Annotated in this window: 20 protein-coding genes; all 20 read left to right on the top strand. The window is 24.0% G+C overall.

All coding sequences use genetic code 4. From position 1 onward, the window contains the following. Window positions 1–48 precede the first annotated feature (48 nt). The 20 genes from SGLAD_RS02430 (at window position 49) to SGLAD_RS02525 (ending at window position 24,274) form a co-directional block, all read left to right on the top strand. Window positions 49–756 carry a hypothetical protein gene (locus SGLAD_RS02430; RefSeq protein ID WP_134297454.1) on the top strand — a complete coding sequence of 236 codons (708 nt, stop codon included), beginning with the start codon at window positions 49–51 and terminating at the stop codon, window positions 754–756. Window positions 757–995: 239 nt separating this feature from the next. Next, complete coding sequence (locus SGLAD_RS02435; protein ID WP_134297455.1) at window positions 996–2,066, top strand: hypothetical protein; 1,071 nt, start codon at window positions 996–998, stop codon at window positions 2,064–2,066. Between the two features lie 123 nt (window positions 2,067–2,189). Beyond that, entirely contained in the window at window positions 2,190–4,106 is a 1,917-nt protein-coding gene (gene parE, locus SGLAD_RS02440; protein WP_425057121.1) for a DNA topoisomerase IV subunit B, read from the top strand. Between the two features lie 33 nt (window positions 4,107–4,139). After that, a complete protein-coding gene (locus SGLAD_RS02445; protein ID WP_134297457.1) occupies window positions 4,140–5,117 on the top strand; it encodes a hypothetical protein in 978 nt (325 codons plus the stop codon). A gap of 14 nt (window positions 5,118–5,131) precedes the next feature. Beyond that, complete coding sequence (gene parC / locus SGLAD_RS02450; RefSeq protein WP_134297458.1) at window positions 5,132–7,687, top strand: DNA topoisomerase IV subunit A; 2,556 nt, start codon at window positions 5,132–5,134, stop codon at window positions 7,685–7,687. 64 nt (window positions 7,688–7,751) lie between these two features. Continuing rightward, a complete protein-coding gene (gene recD2 / locus SGLAD_RS02455; protein WP_134297459.1) occupies window positions 7,752–9,953 on the top strand; it encodes an SF1B family DNA helicase RecD2 in 2,202 nt (733 codons plus the stop codon). A 42-nt stretch (window positions 9,954–9,995) separates the two neighbouring features. Beyond that, window positions 9,996–11,225: a motility-associated protein Scm1 gene (scm1, locus tag SGLAD_RS02460; protein ID WP_134297460.1), complete on the top strand. Its 1,230-nt coding sequence runs from the start codon at window positions 9,996–9,998 to the stop codon at window positions 11,223–11,225. Window positions 11,226–11,306: 81 nt separating this feature from the next. Next, window positions 11,307–12,452 (top strand): N-acetylglucosamine-6-phosphate deacetylase, encoded by a 1,146-nt coding sequence (nagA, locus tag SGLAD_RS02465; RefSeq protein WP_134297461.1) that lies wholly within the window; start codon window positions 11,307–11,309, stop codon window positions 12,450–12,452. Then, a complete protein-coding gene (locus tag SGLAD_RS02470) occupies window positions 12,442–13,032 on the top strand; it encodes an MFS transporter (protein WP_134297462.1) in 591 nt (196 codons plus the stop codon). Before nagA ends, SGLAD_RS02470 begins: the two co-directional genes overlap by 11 nt. Further along, window positions 13,025–14,005: a Gfo/Idh/MocA family protein gene (locus SGLAD_RS02475; RefSeq protein WP_166739164.1), complete on the top strand. Its 981-nt coding sequence runs from the start codon at window positions 13,025–13,027 to the stop codon at window positions 14,003–14,005. Before SGLAD_RS02470 ends, SGLAD_RS02475 begins: the two co-directional genes overlap by 8 nt. Continuing rightward, window positions 14,006–14,668 (top strand): deoxyribose-phosphate aldolase, encoded by a 663-nt coding sequence (gene deoC / locus SGLAD_RS02480; RefSeq protein ID WP_134297464.1) that lies wholly within the window; start codon window positions 14,006–14,008, stop codon window positions 14,666–14,668. It abuts the gene before it with no gap. Between the two features lie 96 nt (window positions 14,669–14,764). After that, complete coding sequence (locus SGLAD_RS02485) at window positions 14,765–16,999, top strand: hypothetical protein (protein WP_134297465.1); 2,235 nt, start codon at window positions 14,765–14,767, stop codon at window positions 16,997–16,999. An 8-nt stretch (window positions 17,000–17,007) separates the two neighbouring features. Further along, the gene (locus SGLAD_RS02490) at window positions 17,008–18,957 is read left to right on the top strand and encodes a PTS transporter subunit EIIC (protein WP_134297466.1); all 1,950 of its coding nucleotides are present in this window, start codon (window positions 17,008–17,010) and stop codon (window positions 18,955–18,957) included. 128 nt (window positions 18,958–19,085) lie between these two features. Next, window positions 19,086–19,250, top strand: coding sequence for a 30S ribosomal protein S21 (rpsU, locus tag SGLAD_RS02495; protein WP_134297467.1), 165 nt, complete (start codon window positions 19,086–19,088; stop codon window positions 19,248–19,250). A gap of 90 nt (window positions 19,251–19,340) precedes the next feature. Beyond that, a complete protein-coding gene (locus SGLAD_RS02500; protein ID WP_134297468.1) occupies window positions 19,341–19,799 on the top strand; it encodes a hypothetical protein in 459 nt (152 codons plus the stop codon). A gap of 71 nt (window positions 19,800–19,870) precedes the next feature. Beyond that, complete coding sequence (locus SGLAD_RS02505; RefSeq protein WP_134297469.1) at window positions 19,871–20,428, top strand: Holliday junction ATP-dependent DNA helicase RuvA; 558 nt, start codon at window positions 19,871–19,873, stop codon at window positions 20,426–20,428. Next, window positions 20,412–21,362, top strand: coding sequence for a Holliday junction branch migration DNA helicase RuvB (gene ruvB / locus SGLAD_RS02510; RefSeq protein ID WP_208338089.1), 951 nt, complete (start codon window positions 20,412–20,414; stop codon window positions 21,360–21,362). Before SGLAD_RS02505 ends, ruvB begins: the two co-directional genes overlap by 17 nt. 85 nt (window positions 21,363–21,447) lie before the next feature. Next, entirely contained in the window at window positions 21,448–21,948 is a 501-nt protein-coding gene (locus SGLAD_RS02515) for a hypothetical protein (RefSeq protein ID WP_134297470.1), read from the top strand. Between the two features lie 57 nt (window positions 21,949–22,005). Beyond that, complete coding sequence (locus SGLAD_RS02520) at window positions 22,006–23,412, top strand: hypothetical protein (protein ID WP_134297471.1); 1,407 nt, start codon at window positions 22,006–22,008, stop codon at window positions 23,410–23,412. Further along, the gene (locus SGLAD_RS02525) at window positions 23,390–24,274 is read left to right on the top strand and encodes a hypothetical protein (protein WP_134297472.1); all 885 of its coding nucleotides are present in this window, start codon (window positions 23,390–23,392) and stop codon (window positions 24,272–24,274) included. The genes SGLAD_RS02520 and SGLAD_RS02525 overlap by 23 nt, the downstream gene beginning before the upstream one ends. Window positions 24,275–24,279 lie beyond the last annotated feature (5 nt).

Raw genomic sequence — 24,279 nt, forward strand, 5'->3', positions numbered from 1 at the left:
TAAATACATTTAATATTATATATTATAAGAAGATTAAGTGAGGTTTTTATGCTTGGAAAATATGAGTTTTTAGACAGTGAAATAAATTATGTTTTGAAATATTTTGAACCAACTGTTTCATCAATTTTTATATGGATTGATTATATTAATGAAGCCTTTTTTGATAATAATTTAATTATAAAAAAACTAAAACAAGTAAAAAAACAATTAATGAATATGAACTATTTAGATGAATTTCAAGATATAAAAAATCATTTTTTAAACATTTATGATGAAGTGCTATATTTAATGATTAGTTATGAGTTAAAAGAAATTGATTACAATTACTATGCTATCGCACCAAAACTTAGAGTTATAAAAGAATTATTTATTCAAGCAGATAATATTGTTAAGTTTTGTTATGATGGTTTAAAAAAATATAAAAAAGTGCCTAGTATAAAACAATTAAAAAACTTTTTTTTACAAGAACTACAAAATAAATTAACTTTAGTAGAGCGTTTTAATAAATTTTCGACAATTGAGTTTGATAATCAACAAAACGAGATAATAATTTTATTAAAAAATGAACAAAATATTGATAAGTGATTATCAGGAATTAGTTTAATTTTAGCAATATATGAAGATATATTAGATAATTTGTACAATATTGACAAAACTGAACTAAGTTATTTTTGAAAAATAATTTATAGGTTAAATGAGATGCAATCAATTTGTGAAATATATCAAAATATTTGTTATTATATTAACGATAAATAATCTTTAGTATTTTTTACTCTATTTACAAAAATAGAGTAAATGTTATAATTAAAATGTTATAAATATTTATTTTATAACGCTACACATACCTTTATAAGGACTTTCAAACTACATTTTAATTAGTAATAAATTAAAGTTAAGTTTGTAAAAAAAACAAATGCCTGTTCCTTTCAAACGGCATTTGTTTTTTTATTACAATTTCTATTAAAAAACATAGAATTTATTGGTGTAAAATAAAAATGAAAAAAGGTGATTGAATGGAATGGATTATAAAAATAAATGATAATAAATACAATTTTATTAAATATTTTAATTCTATATTAAAAAGAAGAGATTTATATAATCAAATTAATAAAAAAGGTTTGGAAATAAGATGTGGTAGAGTTATAAATAATTTAGAATGCAATGCAAAATTAATATTAAATTATAATCCTAGTGTTAGAATTCAGTATTTTTTAACCACTAAATTTGATTCAAAACATCAAGAATGATGCATTAATAATATTAAAGAAGAAATCAACTTAAAATGAATAAGAGAAATTATTTCTAGTGATCTTATTAAAAATTTTTATGACGATAATTTAGTTCAAATAATTACTTTAAATAATGGTGTTATTAAAAATAACGTATTAAACTATAAAAACTCAAATTTAGAAGAGTTCAAAAAATTAATTAACTCAAAAGATACAAAAAGCATAACTATTGAAACTGTTAGAAACTATATCTTTGACACAGTTAGAAAAGATAGTGTTAAAAAAGGTTACTCAGCTTTTGATGAAGACTTTAAAAATCATCATTTTGAAACATTTAATGATGGTAAAAAATACATAGATATTAATATAAAAACAGAGCACTTTATTAACGCAATTTTAAAATTTACTTTAAACGATTTTACAAATACAAATTATGAAATAATTCAAAGTGATGGAACTTTGCTTATCGAAATACCAAATATTGATGTTTTTCATCTAGAAAAAGCAGATACTTCAACTAATTTAAAGATAAAAAAAGTAAAGGATTTAACAATTAAAAAGAAACTTCAATTTATATTTAAAAATAAAAATATAATTAACAATATCATAAAATTAAAAAAAATTGCTAATAATCAATATAGCGAAAGTAAAGTTGATATCAAAACTGTTTATGGATTAAGTTTTATAGTTGATAAAAATCGTCATATTTTTCAAAATAAGGATGAGTTAATTATTAAAATGGATGTTTTAGAGTTTGAAGAATTTATATGTGTTAAAAAAAATTACAAATTTTACGAATTAGATGAATTTGTAGAAAACAAGTTAAATCAAGGATAATTTAAAAATATTTGACTTTATTTAAAAACAATATAATATAAAATTTGATTATGTTTAAATTATCAAACATATTTTAATATTTATAGGGTTAAAATAAATTGAAAGGATAAAAAAATGGCAGATTTAAAAAATGAACTTAATTACAATGAAGATAGTATTCAAGTTCTCGAAGGTCTAGAAGCGGTTAGAAAAAGACCTGGAATGTATATTGGTTCTACTGATGTAAGAGGTTTACATCATTTAGTGTGAGAAATAGTTGACAATTCAATTGATGAAGCATTAGCTGGATTTTGTGATGAAATTAATGTTGTTATAGAAAAAGATGGATCAATTACAGTTAAAGATAATGGTCGTGGAGTTCCGATTGGAATGTATAAGGGTACTAACAAATCAACACCAGAAATAATATTTTCAGTATTACATGCTGGAGGAAAATTTGGTGGTGATGGTTATAAAACTAGTGGTGGACTTCATGGAGTTGGGTCTTCAGTTGTGAATGCGCTTTCTTCTAAATTTAAGGTAACAATTTATCGTGATGGAATAATATCAAAAATTGGATTTTCAAAAGGTGGTAATTTAGTAACACCTTTAAAAAATGCAGGAAATTCAAAATTAACAGGAACAGTTGTAAATTTTTTACCAGATGAAACAATATTTAGCACTACTAAGTTTTCGTTTTCCACAATCAGCGAAAGACTAAAAGAGTCTGCATTATTAAATTCAGGTTTAAAAATCACTTTAAAAGATGAAAGAAGTGATAAATTTGTTGAATATAAATATGATAATGGATTGATTGAGTTTGTAAATGAACTTAAAGGTAACCAAAAAGAAATGTGTAACCCAATTTTAATTAAGGGTCAAGATTCTGAAATTGATGTAGAAATTGCACTTACTTATACTGATGATTTTTCAGAAAACTTAATGGGATTTGCTAACAATGTTAAAACTAGTGATGGTGGAACTCATATTTCAGGTTTTAAAACAGGTCTTTTGAAATCTTTAAATGAATATGGTAGAGAGCAAGGGATATTAAAAGATAAGAAACTTGAAGCAAATGACGTAAAAGAAGGTTTAATTGCTGTAGTTACTGTAAAAATCCCTGAAAATTTAATCCAATATGAAGGTCAAACAAAAGGAAAATTAGGAACTAGTGAAGCAAAAAGCGCTTGTGAAAAAATCACTGAAGAAATTTTTGGATTTTGATTACAAGAAAATAAAGCAATTGCACTATCGATAATTGAAAAAGCACTTTTAGCAAGAAAAGCTAGAGATGAAGCTAGAAAAGCAAGACAAGCAATAAGAGATCAAAAAACAAAAACAAGAGGGAAAACAATGTTGGGGAAATTAACCCCAGCTCAAGGTAAAGATAAATCTATAAATGAGTTATTTTTAGTCGAAGGTGACTCTGCTGGAGGAAGTGCAAAATCTGGTAGAGATAGAAAATTTCAAGCAATTTTACCATTAAGAGGTAAAGTGATTAATGCAGAAAAAACTAAAATTTTAGATTTATTAAAAAATGAAGAAATAACTTCAATCATCAATGCTATTGGGGCAGGTATGGGTAGTGATTTTGACATTTCAGATATCAATTATGGAAAAATCATTATTATGACAGATGCAGATACTGATGGTGCTCACATACAAACATTATTATTAACTTTCTTCTATCGTTATATGAAAGAATTAATTACTAATAAAAATATTTACATAGCAATGCCTCCGCTTTTTAAAGTTACTCAAAGTAATAAAAAAGATTTTATATATTTGTGAACAGAAGACGAACTGGCACAATATATGAAAAAAACAAAAAATAAAATTGAAATTCAAAGATACAAAGGTCTTGGGGAGATGAATGCAATTCAATTGTGAGAAACAACAATGGATCCTGAGAAAAGAAAGTTAATATGTGTTTCAATTGAAGATGCACTTAGTGCTGAAAATACATTCCGTACTTTAATGGGTGATAATGCTGAAAAAAGAAAAGAATGAATTGAAGAAAATGTTAAATTTACATTAGAAGATAATGCGGAATTTATTTAAACAAAAATAAATTAATATAGGAGAGTGTTGCGTATGGAAAGTATTGACTTTGATAAAAAAGTTAATATGGTCATTTCAAAATTTGAAGAATACAATAGAATTAATAAAGATATTAAAAGATTCAGTATCTTTAATAGTTTTAACATCACTTATGAGTTAGATGGGGCTCATTTGTACTTTGAAATGCGCAATACTGATGACGAAAATATAGACTTATTAACTTCTGTTGCGAGTGAGCAGTCGTTATTTGTTAATTTAACAAAAGATGCTGAGTTCTTTTGGGCTATAAAAACCTTAAATCGTTTTATTGAAAAGTCAAAAGAGTCAATGAAAAAAGCCAGAGAACTTTCTAAACCACAAGTTGGTATATTAATATATGATGAATTTACAGATAGTTACTATTTGAATCCAGCAACCGGACCTGTTTTATTAAAATCTAAAGAAATCGCAAAAGAAATTGCTTCAACAAGATTAGATATTTTTGCAATATTTATTCATTTAAGAAACACTGTTGTTGGAAGGGATCGAACAATGGAGCTTGTTGGACTTAATGGTGAAATGATTCTAAAAAAAATACTAATTATAATTGAAGAATTAAATCAATATGAAGTAAAACTTAGAAAAATAGAAGGAATTCCAAGGTTTATATGTTTAATCCAAGAGATTGATAGTACAAATTATTACTTTGAAGGATTTTTGACTAATGATTTTGGAGAAGAAATTGAAATAAAAACTAAACAAAACGAATTACAACAAAAAATGAATTTATTCACTCAAGAAGGACTTGAAGTTGTCTACTCAATGTTAAGGTTAGCACAAGACTTTTCAAAACAAATGTTAGATTTAGCAAGAACATTAATTTCTAAAAATGAACCAAAATTATATAAACAAGACACTGTCTCTAAGTTATGAATTTTAACTTCAGAGGGTAAAAAAACAATGCAAAACCTAAGTATCATGGATTTTTTAAATGAAGACATTTCAGAAATTAATTTTGATATTAATCAATAGAAAGGCAAAAGATAATGGCTCAAGATAATAAAGAAAAAGGAATTTTAAATCATTCATTAGAAGAACTTATGGGAGATAGATTTGGAAGATATGCCAAATATATTATCCAAGAAAGAGCTCTTCCTGATGTTAGAGATGGTTTAAAACCAGTTCAACGTAGAGTATTGTACGCAATGAATGATATTAATTTAACTTTTGATAAACCTTATAAAAAATCAGCGCGTATAGTTGGAGATGTTATTGGTAAGTACCATCCACACGGAGATACTTCGGTTTACGACGCTTTAGTAAGGATGAGTCAAACTTGAAAGCTTCATGCACCACTTGTTGATATGCATGGTAATAACGGTTCAATTGATGGTGATAGTGCAGCTGCTATGCGTTATACAGAAGCTAGACTATCTAAAATTAGTAGTTTATTATTAAAAGATTTACAAAAAAACACCGTTTTATTTGCACCTAACTTTGATGATTCAGAAAAAGAACCAACAGTTTTACCTGGATATTTTCCTAATATTTTGGTTAATGGATCAACTGGTATTGCAGCTGGTTATGCTACAAATATGCCTCCACACAATTTAGGTGAAGTAATTGATGCTATTATTGCAACAATTAAAAATCCTAATATTAAATTAAAAGATATTTTAAAAATTGTTAAAGGTCCTGATTTTCCAACAGGAGCAATTGTTATGAGTCAAGATGGAATCAATTCTGCTTTTGAAACAGGAAAGGGAAGGGTTATTATTCAATCAAAAATCCATCGCGAAGATAATAATATTGTTATTGATGAAATACCTTATGAAATAGTAAAACAAGATTTAGTTAGAAAAATTGGCGAAGTAGCTGATGCAAATTCAGCTATTGAAATTAAAGAAGTTAGAGACGAGACTGATCGTACAGGACTTAGAATTGTAATTGAACTTTCTGAAAAAGCAGATTATGAAATAACTAGAAAATTTTTATTAAAAAATACTCCGTTACAAATTTCATATAACTACAATAATGTTGTTATTGTTGATAAACAACCAAAACAACTAGGTATATTAAATATTATTCAAGCTTATGTAAAACATTATCAAGAAGTTTATCTTAAAAAAACAAAATTTGATTTAGATAAAGCTGTAAAACGCCAAGAAATAATCGAAGGATTGATTAAAGCTATATCAATATTGGATGAAATTATTGCAATTATTAGAAACTCTAAAAATAGAATTGATGCTATTGAAAATTTGATAAAAACTTATGAGTTTAGTGAAAATCAGGCTATTGCAATTGTTGATTTAAGACTATATCGTTTAACTTCAACAGATATTCTAAAATTAGAAGAAGAAAAAAATGAATTAATGGAGTTAATTAAAAAATTAAATGCAATTATTGGTGATGGTAATGTTTTAAATAACGAGATAATCAATGAACTTCAAGAAACTAAAAAAGAATTTAATGTTCCAAGAAGATCTGAAATTGTTCAAGAAATAGAAAACATTGAAGTAGAAATTAAAGAAACTATTGTTGAAAAAGATTATGCTATATGAATTTCTCAAGATGGATATATAAAAGCAATTGAAACAGCACAACTTGGAAAAAACACAAGCGAAACATTTAAGCGTAAACCTAATGACATTTGAATCGCAAATGTTCCTGCTTCAAGTTTAGACTTTTTGTTACTAGTTTCAAGTTCAGGAACTTATTATTCAATTCCTGTTTATAAAATTAAACCAAGTAAATGAAAAGAAAATGGTATGCATTTAAATACAGTTGCACAAATGACTGCGCAAAATGAAAGATTGCTTGCTGCATTTGTTGTTAGAAAATTTAAAAATGCTAAACAAGAAATTTTATTAGCTTCAAAACAAGGTTTAATTAAAAGAACTCCAATTGAAGATTTAGAAACAAAAATGTTTTCAAAATCATTTAGAATAATGAAGTTGGCAGAAGGAGATGAGTTAGTATCCGCATCTCTTGTAACTTCAAAAACAAAAACAGTAACTATGTTAACACAAACTGGTTTTTCAGTTAGATATGATATTTCAGAAATCCCAAGTGCAGGTCCTAATGCTAAAGGGGTCAAATCAACTGTTGTTAAAGATGAAGCGATTGTTGCTGGTAAAGCATTTGATTCAGGAGATATTCTAGTATTAACAAATAAAGGAAATATTAAAAAAGTTAAACAAGATTTAGTTCCAATTATGGCAAGGCCTAAAAGAGGTGTTAGACTTTATCCGATGAATAAAAAAAGAGATGAGTTTGCAACATTCTTATACAATGTAACAGATAAAGATATTTTAAATATACTTGATGTTGAAGATGAGTTAAAACAAATTAAAGTAAACTCATTTAAATATTTAGATCTTGAAAGTGTACCAACTGATTTAGATATGAACGAGATTTTAACAACAACATTAGAAAAATCTTATATCATAAAAAATGGTGATATACCACCATCTCCAAAATCTTCTGATGATAACGAAGAGTCAAGTTCAACAGTTGTTGCAAAAACAAAACAACAAAATAAAGATGTTGAAACTGAAAAAACTGAAGAATTAAAAGTTAATATAGATGATTTAATATAAATACCACTTTGGTATTTTTTTTGTGTAACATAATTAATGAAAAGAAATATAGAAAGAAATTATCATGACAGAAATAAAAGGTAAAATTAAAAATTTTATATATAACAATGAAGGTTTTGGAATAGCTGTTTTTACATTAATTGACAATGAAACTAGATCAATAGTTATAAGAGGCGAAATTTCTTCGCTAAGAATGAACATTTTTTATGTTTTATCTGGAGAAAGTGTGATTGATAGAAGAACAAATAAAACTATTTTTGAAGTAAGCAAGTTTAAAAAATTAGAAAGTAGTTCAAAAGAATCGTGTTTTAAATATTTAATTTCACCATTGTTTCCCACAATAGGAAAACAATTAGCTACAAGAATTGTAAATTATTATGAAGATCATGTGTTTCAAAAAATTTTAAAAGATCCAAATAGTTTATATCAAATTGAAAAAATTACAGAAGCACAAGTCAATATAATTATTCAACAAGTTGAATATCACTTTAAAGAAAATAAATTATTAGAAACTTTTGAAGCATATGATTTAAAAATAGATTTTTATACTAAACTAGAAAAGTTATGTAAAGATAAAGAAGAAGTATTAGATATTTTAAAGAATGATTTTTATAAATTTGCATTCGAAAATAATCTTAAACCTTTCAGTGAAGTTGATAAAGTAGCAATAGTTTTTAACCAAGATATAAATTCAGAAGTAAGAGTGAGTTGATGAGCGTTACATATTGTTAACGATATTTTAATTAAAACAGGAAATACTTTTACAGACTTGACAACACTAAGAAAAGAAATATTTAAAATATTCACACAATTAAATCAAAACGAATTGTCAAATAAATTACTTTATGCTAAAAAAAACAATATTCTATATTTCGAAAATAAAAAAATTTATTCTAAAGAAAGTTACGAAGATGAAAAAATAATTGCATCTAGTTTAAATGAAATTGAAAATAAAAAAACTAAAAATAATGATTATGATTTTGAAAATCTTTTAATTGAAGTTGAAATTTATATAGAAGAAACTTTGCAAATAAAAAATTTTAAATATAATAATGAACAAATTTTAGCACTAAAAAATTTTTTAGAAAATAATGTAAGTATTATAACGGGTGGACCTGGTACAGGAAAAACTACTGTTATAAATGGAATTATTAAATTATATGAGTTAGTTTATAAAGATAAAGATTTTTCTATTGTAGCACCAACTGGTAGAGCAGCGAGTAGAATAACAGAGTCCTCAGATTATAATGCTTCAACCATTCATAGATTACTAAAGTTTCTAGGAAATAATAGTTTTGAGCATAATTCTAAAAATCCGCTTATAAAAAAAATGTTAATAATTGATGAGTCTTCAATGATTGATAATCATTTATTTGCTTCTATGTTTTTAGGAATTGAAGGAATTGAGAAATTAGTTTTAGTTGGTGATGTTGATCAATTACCGAGTGTAAGTTATGGTAATGCTTTTGAAGATATTATTAAAAGCGAAAAATTCTCAATAACAAAATTACTAATTAATAATAGACAAGTTATTACTGATCAAAGTAATTCAATTATTGACTTGGCAACAGCTATAAAAAACAATTCTATTCAAAAATTTAATTTTAATAATTTAAATAATGTAGTCACTTATTTTAGTAATGACACTAAAGAAAGTTTAGAATACATAAAAAAAATTTATTTACAAAACAGACCCTCAAACATATTAGATGAACTAGTTCACTTACAAATTATTGCACCAATGTATAAAGAAGATCTAGGAATCGATGAATTAAATAATTTTATTCAAGCAATTGTTAATCCAAAAACATCAACAGAGTATAAAAAAGCTAATTCAATTTATAGACCAAATGATAAAGTGATGTATACAGAAAATGATTCATTTTTAAAAATTTTTAATGGTGATGTAGGTTATATTGATAAAATATTTTTAGATAACAAGAAATATAAAAACTCAAAAGTTTTTTTTAACGAAGAAGAAAAGGAATTAAGTTCTGCACAGTTTTCAAAACTTAAGTTAAGCTATGCATGTAGTATACACAAAACTCAAGGAAGTGAATACAATACTGTTATTTTAGTTTTGGATAATTCAAATCGTTTCTCCTCATGAATCATAAACAAAAAAATGATATACACAGCTATTACAAGAGCTAAAAAACATTTATATATTGTTGGAGATAAACAACTTTTTTTAAATGCATGTTCAAAAGAAATGAAACCAAGATTAACAACATTAATAGAAAGAATATTTAACTTAAATAAATAAAAAAAGTATAATAAATATATAGAAATAACTATGGAGTTTTAAATGAAAAATAAAGTTTTTATAATTTCGTTTATAAGTTTTGGAGCAGCTTTGCTTTCTTTGTTTATACTATCAATGTCTTTGCTTACAAGTATTAATATTGATGAAGAACTTAAAAAAATTGCAAATGTTGATAATAATGATCAAGGCTTACAAAATTTTTTACAAACATTAAGACCACAAATTAATAACAAGTTAGATTTAGCTTATTTAATTATGGGAATTGAAAGTTTAGGGGCAATGTTAAAAATACATTCGCTAGTTGTTGTTATATTTGTATTAGTAAACGCATTTTTGTTACCAATGGTTGGTGTTATATTTGGAACATTTTCAATTATTTTTATTGCTATGATAATTTTGTCAAGAATAAGAAGAGAGTTTAAATTTAATTATGTAAGAATATCTTCAAAAATTTCTTTTCTAGCTATTTCAGGAATATTTTTAGTTTTAACAATTGTTGGAGTTACTTTGTTGTCAATTATAGAATCTAGTTATAATGGTGGTAATGGAGAAGTTTCAAAATATTTAGATAAGATAAACAATAATACTTTACATAATTGTTTTGATTATGTAACAGCTTATAAATTTGCAACACCAGGTAAAATGTTCTCGTTAATGTTGAATGGAATAAGTGATACAAAATTAGATTTTGGATCAAATATCATCAATAATAATACTTTTAAAAGTGCAATTTCTATTTGCATTGTTGTTTTACCAATTATAGGTATATTAATGGTTTTATCTGGATCGTTTTGAACAGCTACATTTATTACTTCAACTAGAAATCAACATTCAAAATTTTATTATTGATTAAAAAATGTAAGAATTGATTCAAAACGAGAGTTTGTTAGAAGTTTATTAAAAGATTATTGATTTTGAATTTCACTTATAGTATTTATTTCAACTATTATTTTTCCAGGGTTCATTCACCCTTACAAAACAAAAATTCAAATTTTAATTACTGTAATTAATGCTATATTAATTCCTGTTTGTTTTATTCCATTGATATATGCATGATCGAGAATATTAAAGATCAGAAGATTTAATTATAATAAAATGATGTTTATTCAAATATTATTATTTACAATTTTGATTATTTTTAATCAATTAATTTTATGGATTTTGTTTAGAGAAGAAATGCACAAACCAATTTGAGTTAGTTTATCATGACCTTTTATTACAATTACTTTATCTGTAATTTGCTTAATTGGTTTTGTTCAAAAAAAACAATAATATTAATTATTGTTTTTTTAAAATTATTAATAAACTTAACAAACAAATTAGAATAAAATATACTTGTTAGGAGCAATTATAATGATACTAAAAAATGCAAAAATTATTTTAGAAAATAAAACAATTGAAAATGGATGAGTTTTAATAGAAGATAAAAAAATAATGTCTATTAACGAAGGGGTTACACAACTTGAAGGAATTGATTTGCAAGGCAATTTTTTATTGCCGGGTTTTATTGACTGTCATGTCCATGGAGGTTATGGAGTTGATTTTGAATCAGGAACTGTTGATGCTTATCAAAAGTTTGCTAAATTAGTTGTTAAAGAAGGTATTACTAGTTATGTGCAAGGAAGTGTTACAAACTCAAAAGAAGATAATATAAAATTTATGAGTGCGTTTAAAGTTTTTATGAGTGATTACCAAAGTAAAAGTGCAAAATGCTTAGGGATTCATATGGAAGGACCTTTTATTTCTCCAGAAAAAAAAGGTGCTCATGAATTAAAATTATTGGAAAAACCAAACCTTAAAACTCTTAAAGAATTAATTGAATTAAGTGGGAATAATATTAGAATTATTACTTACGCACCAGATTTACAAAATGGTGAGTTTACAAATTACTTATTAGAAAATGACATTTTACCTTCTGCGGGTCATACAAACACAAGTGTTCAAAACTTTTTAAAAGATTACAAACTTGGTGTAAAACATCTTACACATTTATTTAATGGAATGAGTGGAGTTAATCAACAAGAACCAGGACTTGCAACAGCTGGTCTTTATTTTGATGACATTTTGTGCGAAGTTATAACTGATTCAATTCATATTCAACCTGATACTTTGAGACTTATTTATAAAATAAAAGGTCATAAAGGAATTTGTATAATAACTGATGCTATGAACGCCAAAGGTTTAGATGATGGTGAATATAAACTTGGTAACTTAGAAGTTATTAAAGAAGGAATGAAAGTATATTTAAAAGAAGGAAAAGCACTAGCTGGAGCAGGAGCGACTTATGATCATAATATAAGAGTAATGTTAAAAGAAATTCCTAATCTAACATTAAACGAACTAATTTATATGACTTCGATTAATATTGCAAAACAATTAAATATTTTTGATAAAACTGGAAATATAGAAGTTAATAAGTTTGCTGATTTAGTTGTATTAAATAAAAATTATGAAGTTGAAAAAACAATAGTAAATGGAGAAATTGCTTATGAAAAGTAAAATTTTAAACCCTAAATCATATACGATTGCAAAATATTTACTAACAATATCAATGTTATTTTTTTACATTTTATGTTTTATTATTTTAATTGTAGCTATAAAACAAAAAGATAATACTTTAAGCGATTGATTAAAGAATAATTATTTAAAATTATCAATAATTATGATACTTGCAGGAATAGTTTTTGGATCTGTATATTTTGGTTTAAGACTTTTTTTCCATATTAAATCTGAATATAAATATAATAAAAAAGAATTAATTTATGTAATAGTCTACTTATTTTGCTTTTCATTGTTAATAATATTTGGATTCTTACTAACATTTTCATATAGATATGATCCGCTTAACGCTTATGTTTTAAATTTCGTTTTTATCGTCTTTATCTTTGTATTAGGAATTACAATTTCTATTTTAGAAACTTTGTCAAGAATTAAAGAACAAGCAGTTGTAAACAGAACTTGATTTGAAGCAAATCAAAACTTAAAAGTAGATAACCTAGAAAAAAAAGAACAAATAATAAAAACACAAAAATTATTAAATAAAGATAAAAATCCATTCATGGAGGATGAAAATGATTAAAATCGGTACAATAGGTACTAGTAATATAACAAAAAAGTTTGTTAAAAGTGCAGTTAATTCTGAAAGCATAAAAATTGTTTGTTGTTATTCAAGAAACAAACAAAAAGCAAAAGACTTTATTTTGGAAAACAATTTAAATGCTAAAGCTGTTGATTCATTTAATGTTTTAGTTGATGAAGTAGATGCGCTTTATATAGCAAGTCCAAACGGACTACATTATGAACAAGCAAAATATTTTTTAAGTCAACAAAAACATGTTTTATTAGAAAAACCTTTAGCTTTAAATTATGAGCAAGCTTGTGAACTTGCAAGTGTTGCAGAAGTAAATAAAGTTATATTAATGGAAGCTTTTAGAACCGCACATTTACCACAATTCAAAAAGTTATTTGAATTGTGTAGTGACACTCAACCATTTTTAGCAAATTTTAGTATTACACAATATTCTTCAAGAATGCCAAACGTAAAAAAAGGAATTTATGATTCAGTATTTGATGAATATTTAGGAAAAGGTTCTACTTATGATTTATTAATTTATCCTGTCGAATTATCAATTGCTTTATTTGGTCCTGTAAAAGAAGTTAAATCTATGAGATTAACTTTACCTAATAATAGCGGATTAAATGATTTGGTAATCATAAGACATAAAAATAACGTTTTGGTTAACATAACTTGTTCAAAAGCTTCAAAGGGATCTAATTATAATGAAATATTATCTGATAATGGAACAATTGATTTTATAGATAATTCCCACCTTAAAGAGATTAACTTTACAAGTTTAAATAATAGCAAAAAAACAAATATTTATACTCAAAATGAAGAAGTAGATTTTTTTGATTATGAATTAAAACTATTTATAAAAATGATTGAAAATAATGATTATAATGTTAGAAATTATTTATTAGATATAAGTTGTGAAGCTGTAAAAGTTTTAAATTGAGTTGAAAAAAACAGTGAAAAATGAGGAGAGTATTAAATGAATTTAAATAGATATATAGATCATACTTTATTAAAGCCAGATGCAAAAAAAAGTGATATTGAAAAGATTTGCAAAGAAGCTATTGATAATGAATTTGCAACAGTTTGTATAAATCCGTGCAATATTGAAAATGCAAAAGAGTTTTTAAAAAACTCAAACGTAGGAATAACAACTGTTATAGGTTTTCCTTTAGGAGCATCAACTACTCAAACAAAAGTTTTTGAAACTCAAGATGCAATTCAAAAAGGAGCAACAGAAATTGATATGGTTATAAACATTGGAAATGTTAAAAATCAAGAATGGAATAAAATATTAAACGAAATGATTGAAATAAAAAATGCAGCAAAAAATAATATTGTTAAAGTTATTTTAGAAAATTGCTTACTTACAAAAGAAGAAATAGTTAAATGTTGTAATTTAGCGATTGAAGCAAAACTTGATTTTGTAAAAACTTCAACTGGTTTTTCAACCGGAGGTGCTACTTTTGGTGACGTAGAACTTATGAAAAAAACTGTAGAGAATAAAATTTTAATTAAAGCAGCAGGTGGTGTAAGAACTTATGATGATGCTATTAAAATGATTGAACTAGGAGCTTTAAGACTCGGAACAAGTGGAGGAGTTTCAATTGTTAATGGACAAAAAAATGATAAAGAATACTAAATAAATATCTTAGATATTTATTTTTTTTGTTAGGTTAAGTATAAAGACAAAAATAATGAATAATGTTATAATATAAAGTAAATATGGAGGTATTGTATGGCAAAAAGATATGGTTATGAATTAGGAGAATATAATTTACCTTCAAGTATACGTAAAAGAATTGATGATTTAGTAGGTTTAAGTTTAAATCCTTCTACTATAAATTTGTTAACTAGTGAGTTTTCTCATCTTTCTGAAGATATGAAAGAAAATATTGGAAGATATATAGCTAATCTTTTAGAAATTGAAAATGCAATCTTAGAAATTCATTTTAAAAAAATTAAAGAAGAAAACGCATTCGGAAATTCTAAACAAGAACTTATTATGAAACAAAGACAAAGTAATCTTTTAAGAATTCAACAAATTTTTGCCAATAAAGATTTAGAAAACTTAAGAGCTATTAAATATGATAATAATTTTCAACCACAAGAAGATTTGAGTTTAAATAAAAATGATTTAAAAAGATTTATGGTAACGAATAACTCAAATAGTCTTTCAAATGATGATAAACAAAAACAAAAACTAAAGTTTTTATCTGAGAAAAAAAGAAGATTAGAGTTAGTAATAGTTGAAGAACAAAATAAGATTAATGAAGCAAAAAAAATTTTTGAAGAAGCTAAAAAAAATAATGATATTTTAAAACAAAAAAATACTCTAAAAATAATTAAAGAAGCTAATGAAAAATTATTAACTATTGATATTGCAATTAAAAAATTTAAATCAGTTGAATTAATTCCTTGAGAAGTATTTTTAAGTGAAGAGGAATTAAATAATTCTGAAGTACAAGAAATTAGAATTAGAGAAACATTAAATCAAAATATATATAGTCCAAACAAAGAAAATAAAAATTATATAAAAGATGTGAATAAAAAAACAAATAAAACTATCGATGTAACTCAAGAAATAGAATTAAATAATTTTTTTGATGTAGATGATTTTGAAGAAGAAGATACAATAAAAAAAAAGATTATAAATAAAAATCAAGAAAAAAAAGATAATAACTTCAAACTTGTAGATAGTAAAAATAAGTTGTTAAAGTTTTCAAAAATAATAATACCTAATGGCGAAAATGAAACTAAAGAAGTTTTGGTGAATGAAAACAAATTTCAAAATAGATTTGATAAAAAAAAATCTAAACTAGTTAATGAAAAAATAAATGAAAAAATTTATAAAGAAGAGTTTGCAATGAAAAAAAAGTTTAAAGAAAAACAAAGCGACTTAAACGAAATTAAAGAAAAAAATATTGATGATTTAAATAAAAATAATTTTTTAGAATCAGAAGAAAAAATGTTAGTTAATAAAAAAAGTGAAAATAAATCTATAAATAATGAAAAAGAACTAAATGAAAAAATTAAAAATGCAAAAAAATTTACTAGATTATACGAAGAAAAAAGAATCTCATTAGAAAGAGAAGCTGAAAGAAGAAGATTTGAAAGAGATCAAAAAATTATAGATTCTCAAATAAAAGAAAACATAAGTAAAGAAAAAATAATTAAAAAAATTAAAAAAAATTATAAATCAAAAGACAAATATTTTGAAAAACTTAAAAAAGAAAAAGAACACTTAGAAAAAGAATTAGCAAATTTAAAGCAAAAACAAAAAGTAGAAGAGTTACGTAACATTGAAATTGCAAAAAGAAAAGCGATGAGTTCTATTGAACAAACTTTAAAAAAAGATAAATTTAAAGGAAAAAACCTTCATACTATTTTAGAAAAAAAATGAATTGCTCATAATGTTAAAGCAACTTTATTCACAAAAGAAAAAGCAATTTCTGTAATAAAAATTATAAAAGATAGAGAACTTTTTTTAAAAAACAAAACTAGTGAAGAGATTTCAGAATGAGAAAATTGAAAAAAAGAGTTTAAAGATAATATTGAATTAATTTTGAAAAATGATAGATATAAAGGAAAAAACCTTCATACTATTTTAGAAAGAAAATGATTAGCATACAATATTAAAAATACATTATTTTCAAAAGAAAGAGCTAATAAAATTATAAATCAAATAAAATCAAATCATATAAATCAAAAAGTACCACTATTAAACGATACTAACAAACTAAAAATGAAAAAATATTTAAAGTTTAAAAATGATGAATTAAAAAACAATTTAGCAATTGATATTAATGATTTAAATAAAAAATATGATTTTTTAAAAAGAAAAGAAAAACTTAACTTATTAAATAAGAATGAAAAATCTGAATTAAAAGAAATAAAAACTAATAAAAAAGATTACAGCAATAATAAAATAAATTTAAAAAAATTTATACTAATAAAAAAAACGATTAATTAGGAGTTTAAATGAATAATAAATTAAGAAAAAAAATAAATAAAGAAATGAAGTATTCATCAGTTTTTAAAAGTTTTGAATTGTCTTGATATACAAAAAATAGTTTGAAAACTTTTATGAGAAAGTTAGGATCTACTTTTGGTTTTGTAATTATATTGATGCCTGTTTTTGGTGTAATTTTATCAATTGGAAATTTATTAAACACCTATAACGCACCTAAAGTTTTAAGCAATTTGTTTACAAATATTGGAACTTTATTATTTACAAATATAGGACTTTGATTCGCAATAGCCTTAACAATTGGTTTTACAAATAATAAAGGGGTTGCTGTTTATTCTAGCATTATTTTTTATTTTGCTTTTACATTAACAATGGCGGCATTTATACAAACTAAAAACACCAATAACAACACTTTTGACATTTTATTTTGAAAAAATTTAGAGCAAAAAATATATTTAACTTCAATCTTTGGATTTTTAACTTTTAACACTGGAGTAATTGGTGGTTTTTTATCTGGAGCGATTACAACTTTGATTTATAATCGGTTTAAAGAAACTAAATTAATTGTTGGTCTTGAATTTTTTTCTAAAGAAAAATTTGTATTAGTATTAATCCCATTTGTAGCAATTTTATTTGCTATTTTATGACTAATATTTTGACCTTCTATTGGATATTCTTTAAGGTTTTTAGGAATGGGTCTTGCAAATTCGCCAACCGGTTTAGACTCATTTATATTCGCAACTGTTTCTAGATTTTTAACACCGTTTGGAGCAGGAATGTTGATTCACTCACCACTATGATATACAGAATTAGGAGGAAGTTTAAGAAACTATGAGGGACAACTATTTGCCCAATATTTACTTAGAACACAACCGGGTAATATTTCATGACTTTCTGAATTTGTAGACATGTTGATGAGTCAAAAACCTGGTAGTTGAGCACAAACTAGTGTTGAAGATTTTATTAATGCTTCTAATTTGACTAGTGATGCTAAAAAAGAAATTATAAGTCTTTTGAGTAATTGGCATTATAATGTTGGTGATTATCAAGGATCTGCTATTAATTTATTAGATTTAAGAGGTGATCAAGTAATTGCTGCAAATGTTATTAATAATAATTACATAACTATGCAAGATTGTTGGAATGTTGGACTAAGAGTTTCAAGGTTTATTGCTGCAGGTTTTGCAAACTCAATTTTTGTACTTCCTGCTATTGGACTAGCTATATTTCTACAAATTGATAAAAAAGATCGAAAAAAATACATAGGGTCTTTTATAATTGCGTTTGCATCGTCTGCGCTTCTAGGGATCACTGAACCACTAGAATACATGTTTTGTTATATTTGTCCAATATTTTACTTTGGAGTATATTCTCCAATGTTAGGAATAATTGGTGCTATTAGTTCAATTGCACAACTGAAATTGGGCACAACATTTTCAACCGGTTTATTTGATTTAATTTTTAATGGTGCAATTCCTACTATAGCTGGTCAAAACACAAGGATATGATTGGTACCAATTTTAGGGGTTATTTTTGGTGTAATAGAGTTTACAATGGCCTATTTTTATTTTAAATATACAAAATTTGATCCATTTGAAAAGTATTTATCAAAAAAAGATACTATAAAAGCAAATATCAATGAATTAAAATTGAATTTGTATAGTTATAAAAATATTAAAAATATTAAAGTTGAAGATAATAAATTGATTTTAATTACAAATAAACCGATTAATATAGAATTTATTGAAAAGTGATTTTCAAATGTTAAATTTAATAGTGATTGTGAGTACAAAATGACTATTAAAAAAGAGTTTCAAGAAACAATAGAGGTTTTATTTGAATCTTTAAAAGAATCAAATAATTTATCTAAATTTAAAAAAGAAGATAAAAAAGCTTTTTTAACATGTAAAAAAGATTATAAAAGATACAAAAAATCTCTAAAAAAAATTCCAATAAATTAATAATTCATAATATTTTTAAAAAACTAAAATATTGTCAAAAAATATGATATAAATATATTGAAAAGTATATATGTATGTAACTTTTTTATACGAAATATATATTTTTAAACTAGGAGTTGAAAATAAACATGGCAAGTGTCATAGTACGTGAAGGTGAACCAATAGAAAAAGCTTTGAAAAGATTTCAAAAAGTGGCTGCTTCTTCAAAAGCTGAAGCAAGAAAACGTGAATATCACCTAAGTAAAAAAGAAAAACGTATTTATAAACAAAAACAAAACAGAAAATTTGGATAGTCCAAATTTTTTTTATATCATTTTATAATTTGTGTTTTTTTTAAAAATCCTAAAAAAGCAATATATAATAATACTAATAGGAGAATTAAAATGACATCTAAAACAACTAAAAGTACAATATCAAAAAAAGGAGCACCAAAATCAAGTTTATATCAAAAACCTTTAAAAGCATCTGCTGGAAAAGTTGTTAAAAAACCTGAAATTTTGGAAGGTAAAAGTTCAAAAATCGCTTTAGTAATGCAATCAAGAGTTATGGTATCTGCTAAAAAAGGGAAAGGTGATTATTCAAATCTACCTCCAGGGGTTGTCGCTTCTATTAAAAATAAAGAAAGAATCGCAAAAGCTTTAAATATAGACGGCACTAATACAGTTGATGCAATAAAACAAAAATACGAAATTGATGGTAAACCATTAACCCGTAAAAGAGCTCAAGGTATTATTGAAGAAAGAAAAGATTTTTTTGAAAAAAATAGAAAAAAATCAATTAAAGCAGCAAATGAATTATCTCCTAAAGCTGAAAAGAAAACTTCAGTAAAAAAAGTTAAATAATTTTAAAAAACTAACTAGTTATGTAAAATAACTAGTTTTTTTTTCGATTTAAATAAGGGAGGTATATTACTATGTACTATTTAAATGCTAAAGTTATTGAAGTTTATAACAATGAAGTCTTAGTAGAAGTTAATAATATTGGTTATAAAGGAATTATTGTTAGTAAAAATATAAAAGACATTAAAGTTGGTAAAAATCAAAAAATTTATTTTTATAATTATAGAAATGAATATACTGATGAATATTTATTTTTTATAAATGAACAAATCTTGAATCTTGCAAAAACATTGTTACAAATAAAATTTTTTGGAATAAAAACATTACTCGCATTATTTTATAGCTTAGATTATGAAGAATTAATTGAAGCTGTTAAATCTAAACATTATGATTTAATTAAAGAAAAAACTAGCATAAAAGAAAGTTTAGTTAAAGAAATTTTTGTAATAGTTGGTTCCAAAGTTTTAAATATAAAATACAATAAAAAACAAATGGAAGTAATAAACTCTTTACATAAATTGGGATATAAATTTAGTAGTATTTATCAAGCAATATCTCAAGTTGATGATAAGCTAGATGAAGAATTATTATTTAAAAATACACTGGTGAAATTAAATGAAATTAAATGTTAATTTAAATAGACCAAGTAATTTTGATAGTTATATCGGTCAAGAGAATATAATTAGAAATTTAAAAGTTTATATAAATTCTTCATTGCAGCGTAAATGTAGTCTTGATCACATGCTTTTTTATGGATGTAGTGGTTTAGGAAAAACCAGCCTAGCATACTTAATATCTTATGAATTAAATAAGAAAATTTATGTTTTAAATGGAACAGCATTACAAAAACCTAGTGATATTATTTCACCACTTACTTCTTTAAAAGAAGGAGAAATATTATTTATAGATGAAATACATGCTATCTCAAAAGAAGTTTTTGAAGTTTTATATCCAGTTTTAGAAGACAATAGTTTAAGCGTAATAATAGGAAAAGATTATAATTCTAAGATTGTTAATATAAACTTGCCCAACTTTACTTTAATTTGTGCAACAACTGAGTTAAATAAATTATCTGATCCTTTTGTAAATAGATTTCCTATTAGTTTTTATTTTGAAGGTTATAAAGTCCATGAAATCGCAAAAATATTAGAAATAAATTCTAAAAAGTATAATTTAAATATTAATTATGAAATTTTAGAGTTTATTGCTAACTTTTGTAAAAATAATCCAAGAATCGCAATTAATATTTTAAAAAGAATTAATGATTATATTGTGATTGAAAAACCTACTAAAATAACAAAAGAATACATTACTAGTATCTTAAATACTTTAAATATTTATAAATATGGATTAAACAATCAAGATTTGTTTTACTTAAAGATACTAAAAGAAAATAAAGTAATTGGTATTGAATCCATAAAACAAATTATGAATACTCAAATATCAATTATAACTAATAATATAGAACCAAATTTATTATTACATGGTATTATAAGAAAAACTTCAAAAGGAAGAGTGTTAACCGATAAAGGATTTGATTTCTTAAACGAATTAATTAAAATATAACTTTCAATTTCATTAGCATACGATTTTATAGTCTTTATTGGGTTTTTTAGTGTATAATAATACTAAGATTATTGAGAGGTTAGTTATGGATAAAAAAATTTATAATTTGAAAGAATCTAGTCTAGGTAAAATAAACTTTGCAGATGGAACTGTATTTATGTCAATTTCATTTAATGCAGATAGTGGTGAAAAAGTTAATGAAGTAATTATTTTATCATCACTTGATGAAGCTGTTAGAAAATTGCCTTCATTTGTAACAGAATTAACTTTCAAGCATGTTCAAGATAAATTAAAATTTCATAATGACATAGTTGAGTGATTGATTGAAAATTGATTAGATCCTGGTATTGTTACTTGTCAAAAATATATCGCACAACAATATGGTTTTCCAGAATTTTCTGAAATGGACCCAATTAAGTGAATCAAATCTGAACCTGAAATGGTTGCGCTAACTTTATCTCATATTGCAGGAAGATACACTAATGGTTATTTAAAACTACCAGAAAAAATTAGAAATTTAGAGTTTTGTTGTAGATTTGTAAAAAATGTTTTAGCAATTAACTTTTGAGAAGAAAATGAAAAATAAACAAGAATAAATATTCTTGTTTTTTTATTGATATAATAAAATGAATAGGTGATACAAATGTTTTTTAAAAGTTTAATTAAAGTAAATTTAAGTATTATTAGTATTTTGCCAAGTGTTTTTGTTTTTGGTTGTTTTGAACCTAATAATGTTATTGCTCATTATGAAATGAATAATAATTATGCATACTCAAATATTTTCAAAACCAAAAGTGGAACAAATTACAGTATATTACCAATTTTAGAACAAAAAGAGTCTGAAACTGAGACAATAAACAATAACGATCGCTTAATGCAATTGGTTATTGACTATAATAACGGCGAACTAATAATAGATGAAAAAAATTTTAACATGATTTATGAGATAAATTATATCGGTGGTAAATTAGAAAAAGAAGTTTATAATGATTTATTATCTAAAAATTACGATGAAGCTTCTAAAGTTAAATTTGCATACGATTATTTAGCAAGTGAGTTTAAAATAAATATTTTTGACAATAAAGATTACGAATTTATTTACGACTATACAGACTTAACTTTGAAAAATAATGTTAAAGATAATAGTTATTATTTAGAACAAATTTATGAAGATCAAGAATTATATCTATGTTCAGATCAATACATAGAAATAACTAATGGTAAAAAAATGCTTAATTCAAAATCTAAACTTTATGATATTAATACAGTATTAAATTCAAACAATTTAGCTCATTTATTAAATTCTAATCAAATTGATATTAAAGAGTATCAAGATTTAGAAGGAAAAATTAAATATGAAATTGTTACTTCAACTACAAATTTAGATGCAATTATTGATGAAAATAAATACTTGGAATTCAAAGAAGAAAGTGAAAGTGAAAATAAGCAGACCAAAAAATTTGATCCTAAAAATGTTGATAAAAAAGCGATTTTTAAAGAACTTCAAAATAAAAACAAATTTCAAAGTTTAACTTTTGATGATGTTGATATTAGTGATCCTGAAAAAATACCAAAACCTAAAGAACAAAAAAATACACAAGAATCAGAAGTTAAAAAATATGACTATTATAAAGTTACTATAAATTCTAAAAGTAACTCAGCAAAATTTAATGGTGAAGCTAATGTTATTTTAGAAGTAGAAATAATACCAGAAATACCAGTTGATCCAGAAATACCAGTTGATCCAGAAGCATCACAACCTAAAAAAACTACTAAAGTAAATCGAGTTAATAATAACAATGTAAACGGTAATTTGGTTAATAACTTTTCTAAAGTATTTTTAAAAATGTTTGATAAACAGAGTTTAAATTTAAATTTCGTAGTTAAACAAAAAGAAGAAAAAAACAAAATCAAAACAGATGTTAATGAATTTAATTCAGAAGTGAATAAAAAATTTATTTTAGATGGAAAATTAATATCCAGAATAACTGTTTTAAATACAATAAAAAAAGAAGAGGATGAACAAAATGCTCAAAAAAATTCTTTATAGTTTGACAATCATATCGCTTTTTGCAACTAGCTCTTTAACTGTAATGTCATGTGAACCAGTAAAATCTTTTCCATCAGTTAGCGCTACAACAACAATATCTAATTTAAATAATTTATTTATAGGGAAAGAAATTCAACCAGTATATTTTGATTATTTAAAATATATTAATGGATTTTTTGAACATAGTAATTTTTCTGATGTTTTATCTACAAATAAAGTTACTACTAATAAGATTGAAACTAGTAAATTAAGCGAAGCTAACGTTATTTATTACAATGCTTTAAAAAATATTTATAAACCAATCGAGATTGGAACAGAATTAGATTTTAGTGGAATGACATTTATAATTGAAAATATTTTTATAGATGATTTTGCATTTGTAAAAAATAATTCTACAAATCAATCTCCAAAAAAAATAAATGAAAATGAAAATGAAAGTCAAGAAGAAGAGCTATTGTCTTATGCAAATACAACAATGGCTATTACAATTTTAAAAGGTTGAGAGACAGTTGGAAAAATTCTTTTACAAGTAAAAATGGAAGAAAATGACTATTTTAAAAAAAATATTTCAATGATGTTTATAAATAAATGACTAGAAAGTTTATTTTCTAATTTAACTATTAATAAACTAAATAAATATGGTTGATATGAATATAGTGGTTATGAAATAAATAAGGACAATATTGATAGTTTTAGAACGAGTATAGTATCTAAAACTAATAAATTAAAAAACCTAGAAATAACAAATGAAGACATTAGTTTGTGAAACGAAACTAAAATAGAAATAGATAAAAATGGTAAAGAAATCGAGAAAAAATATTTTGGTTACGAATTAAAAGGTCAAAAATATATTTATGTATAAAAAAA

Origin of the sequence: Spiroplasma gladiatoris (genome assembly GCF_004379335.1) — a bacterium.
In the GTDB taxonomy this organism is placed as follows: Bacteria; Bacillota_I; Bacilli_A; order Mycoplasmatales; family Mycoplasmataceae; genus Spiroplasma_A; species Spiroplasma_A gladiatoris.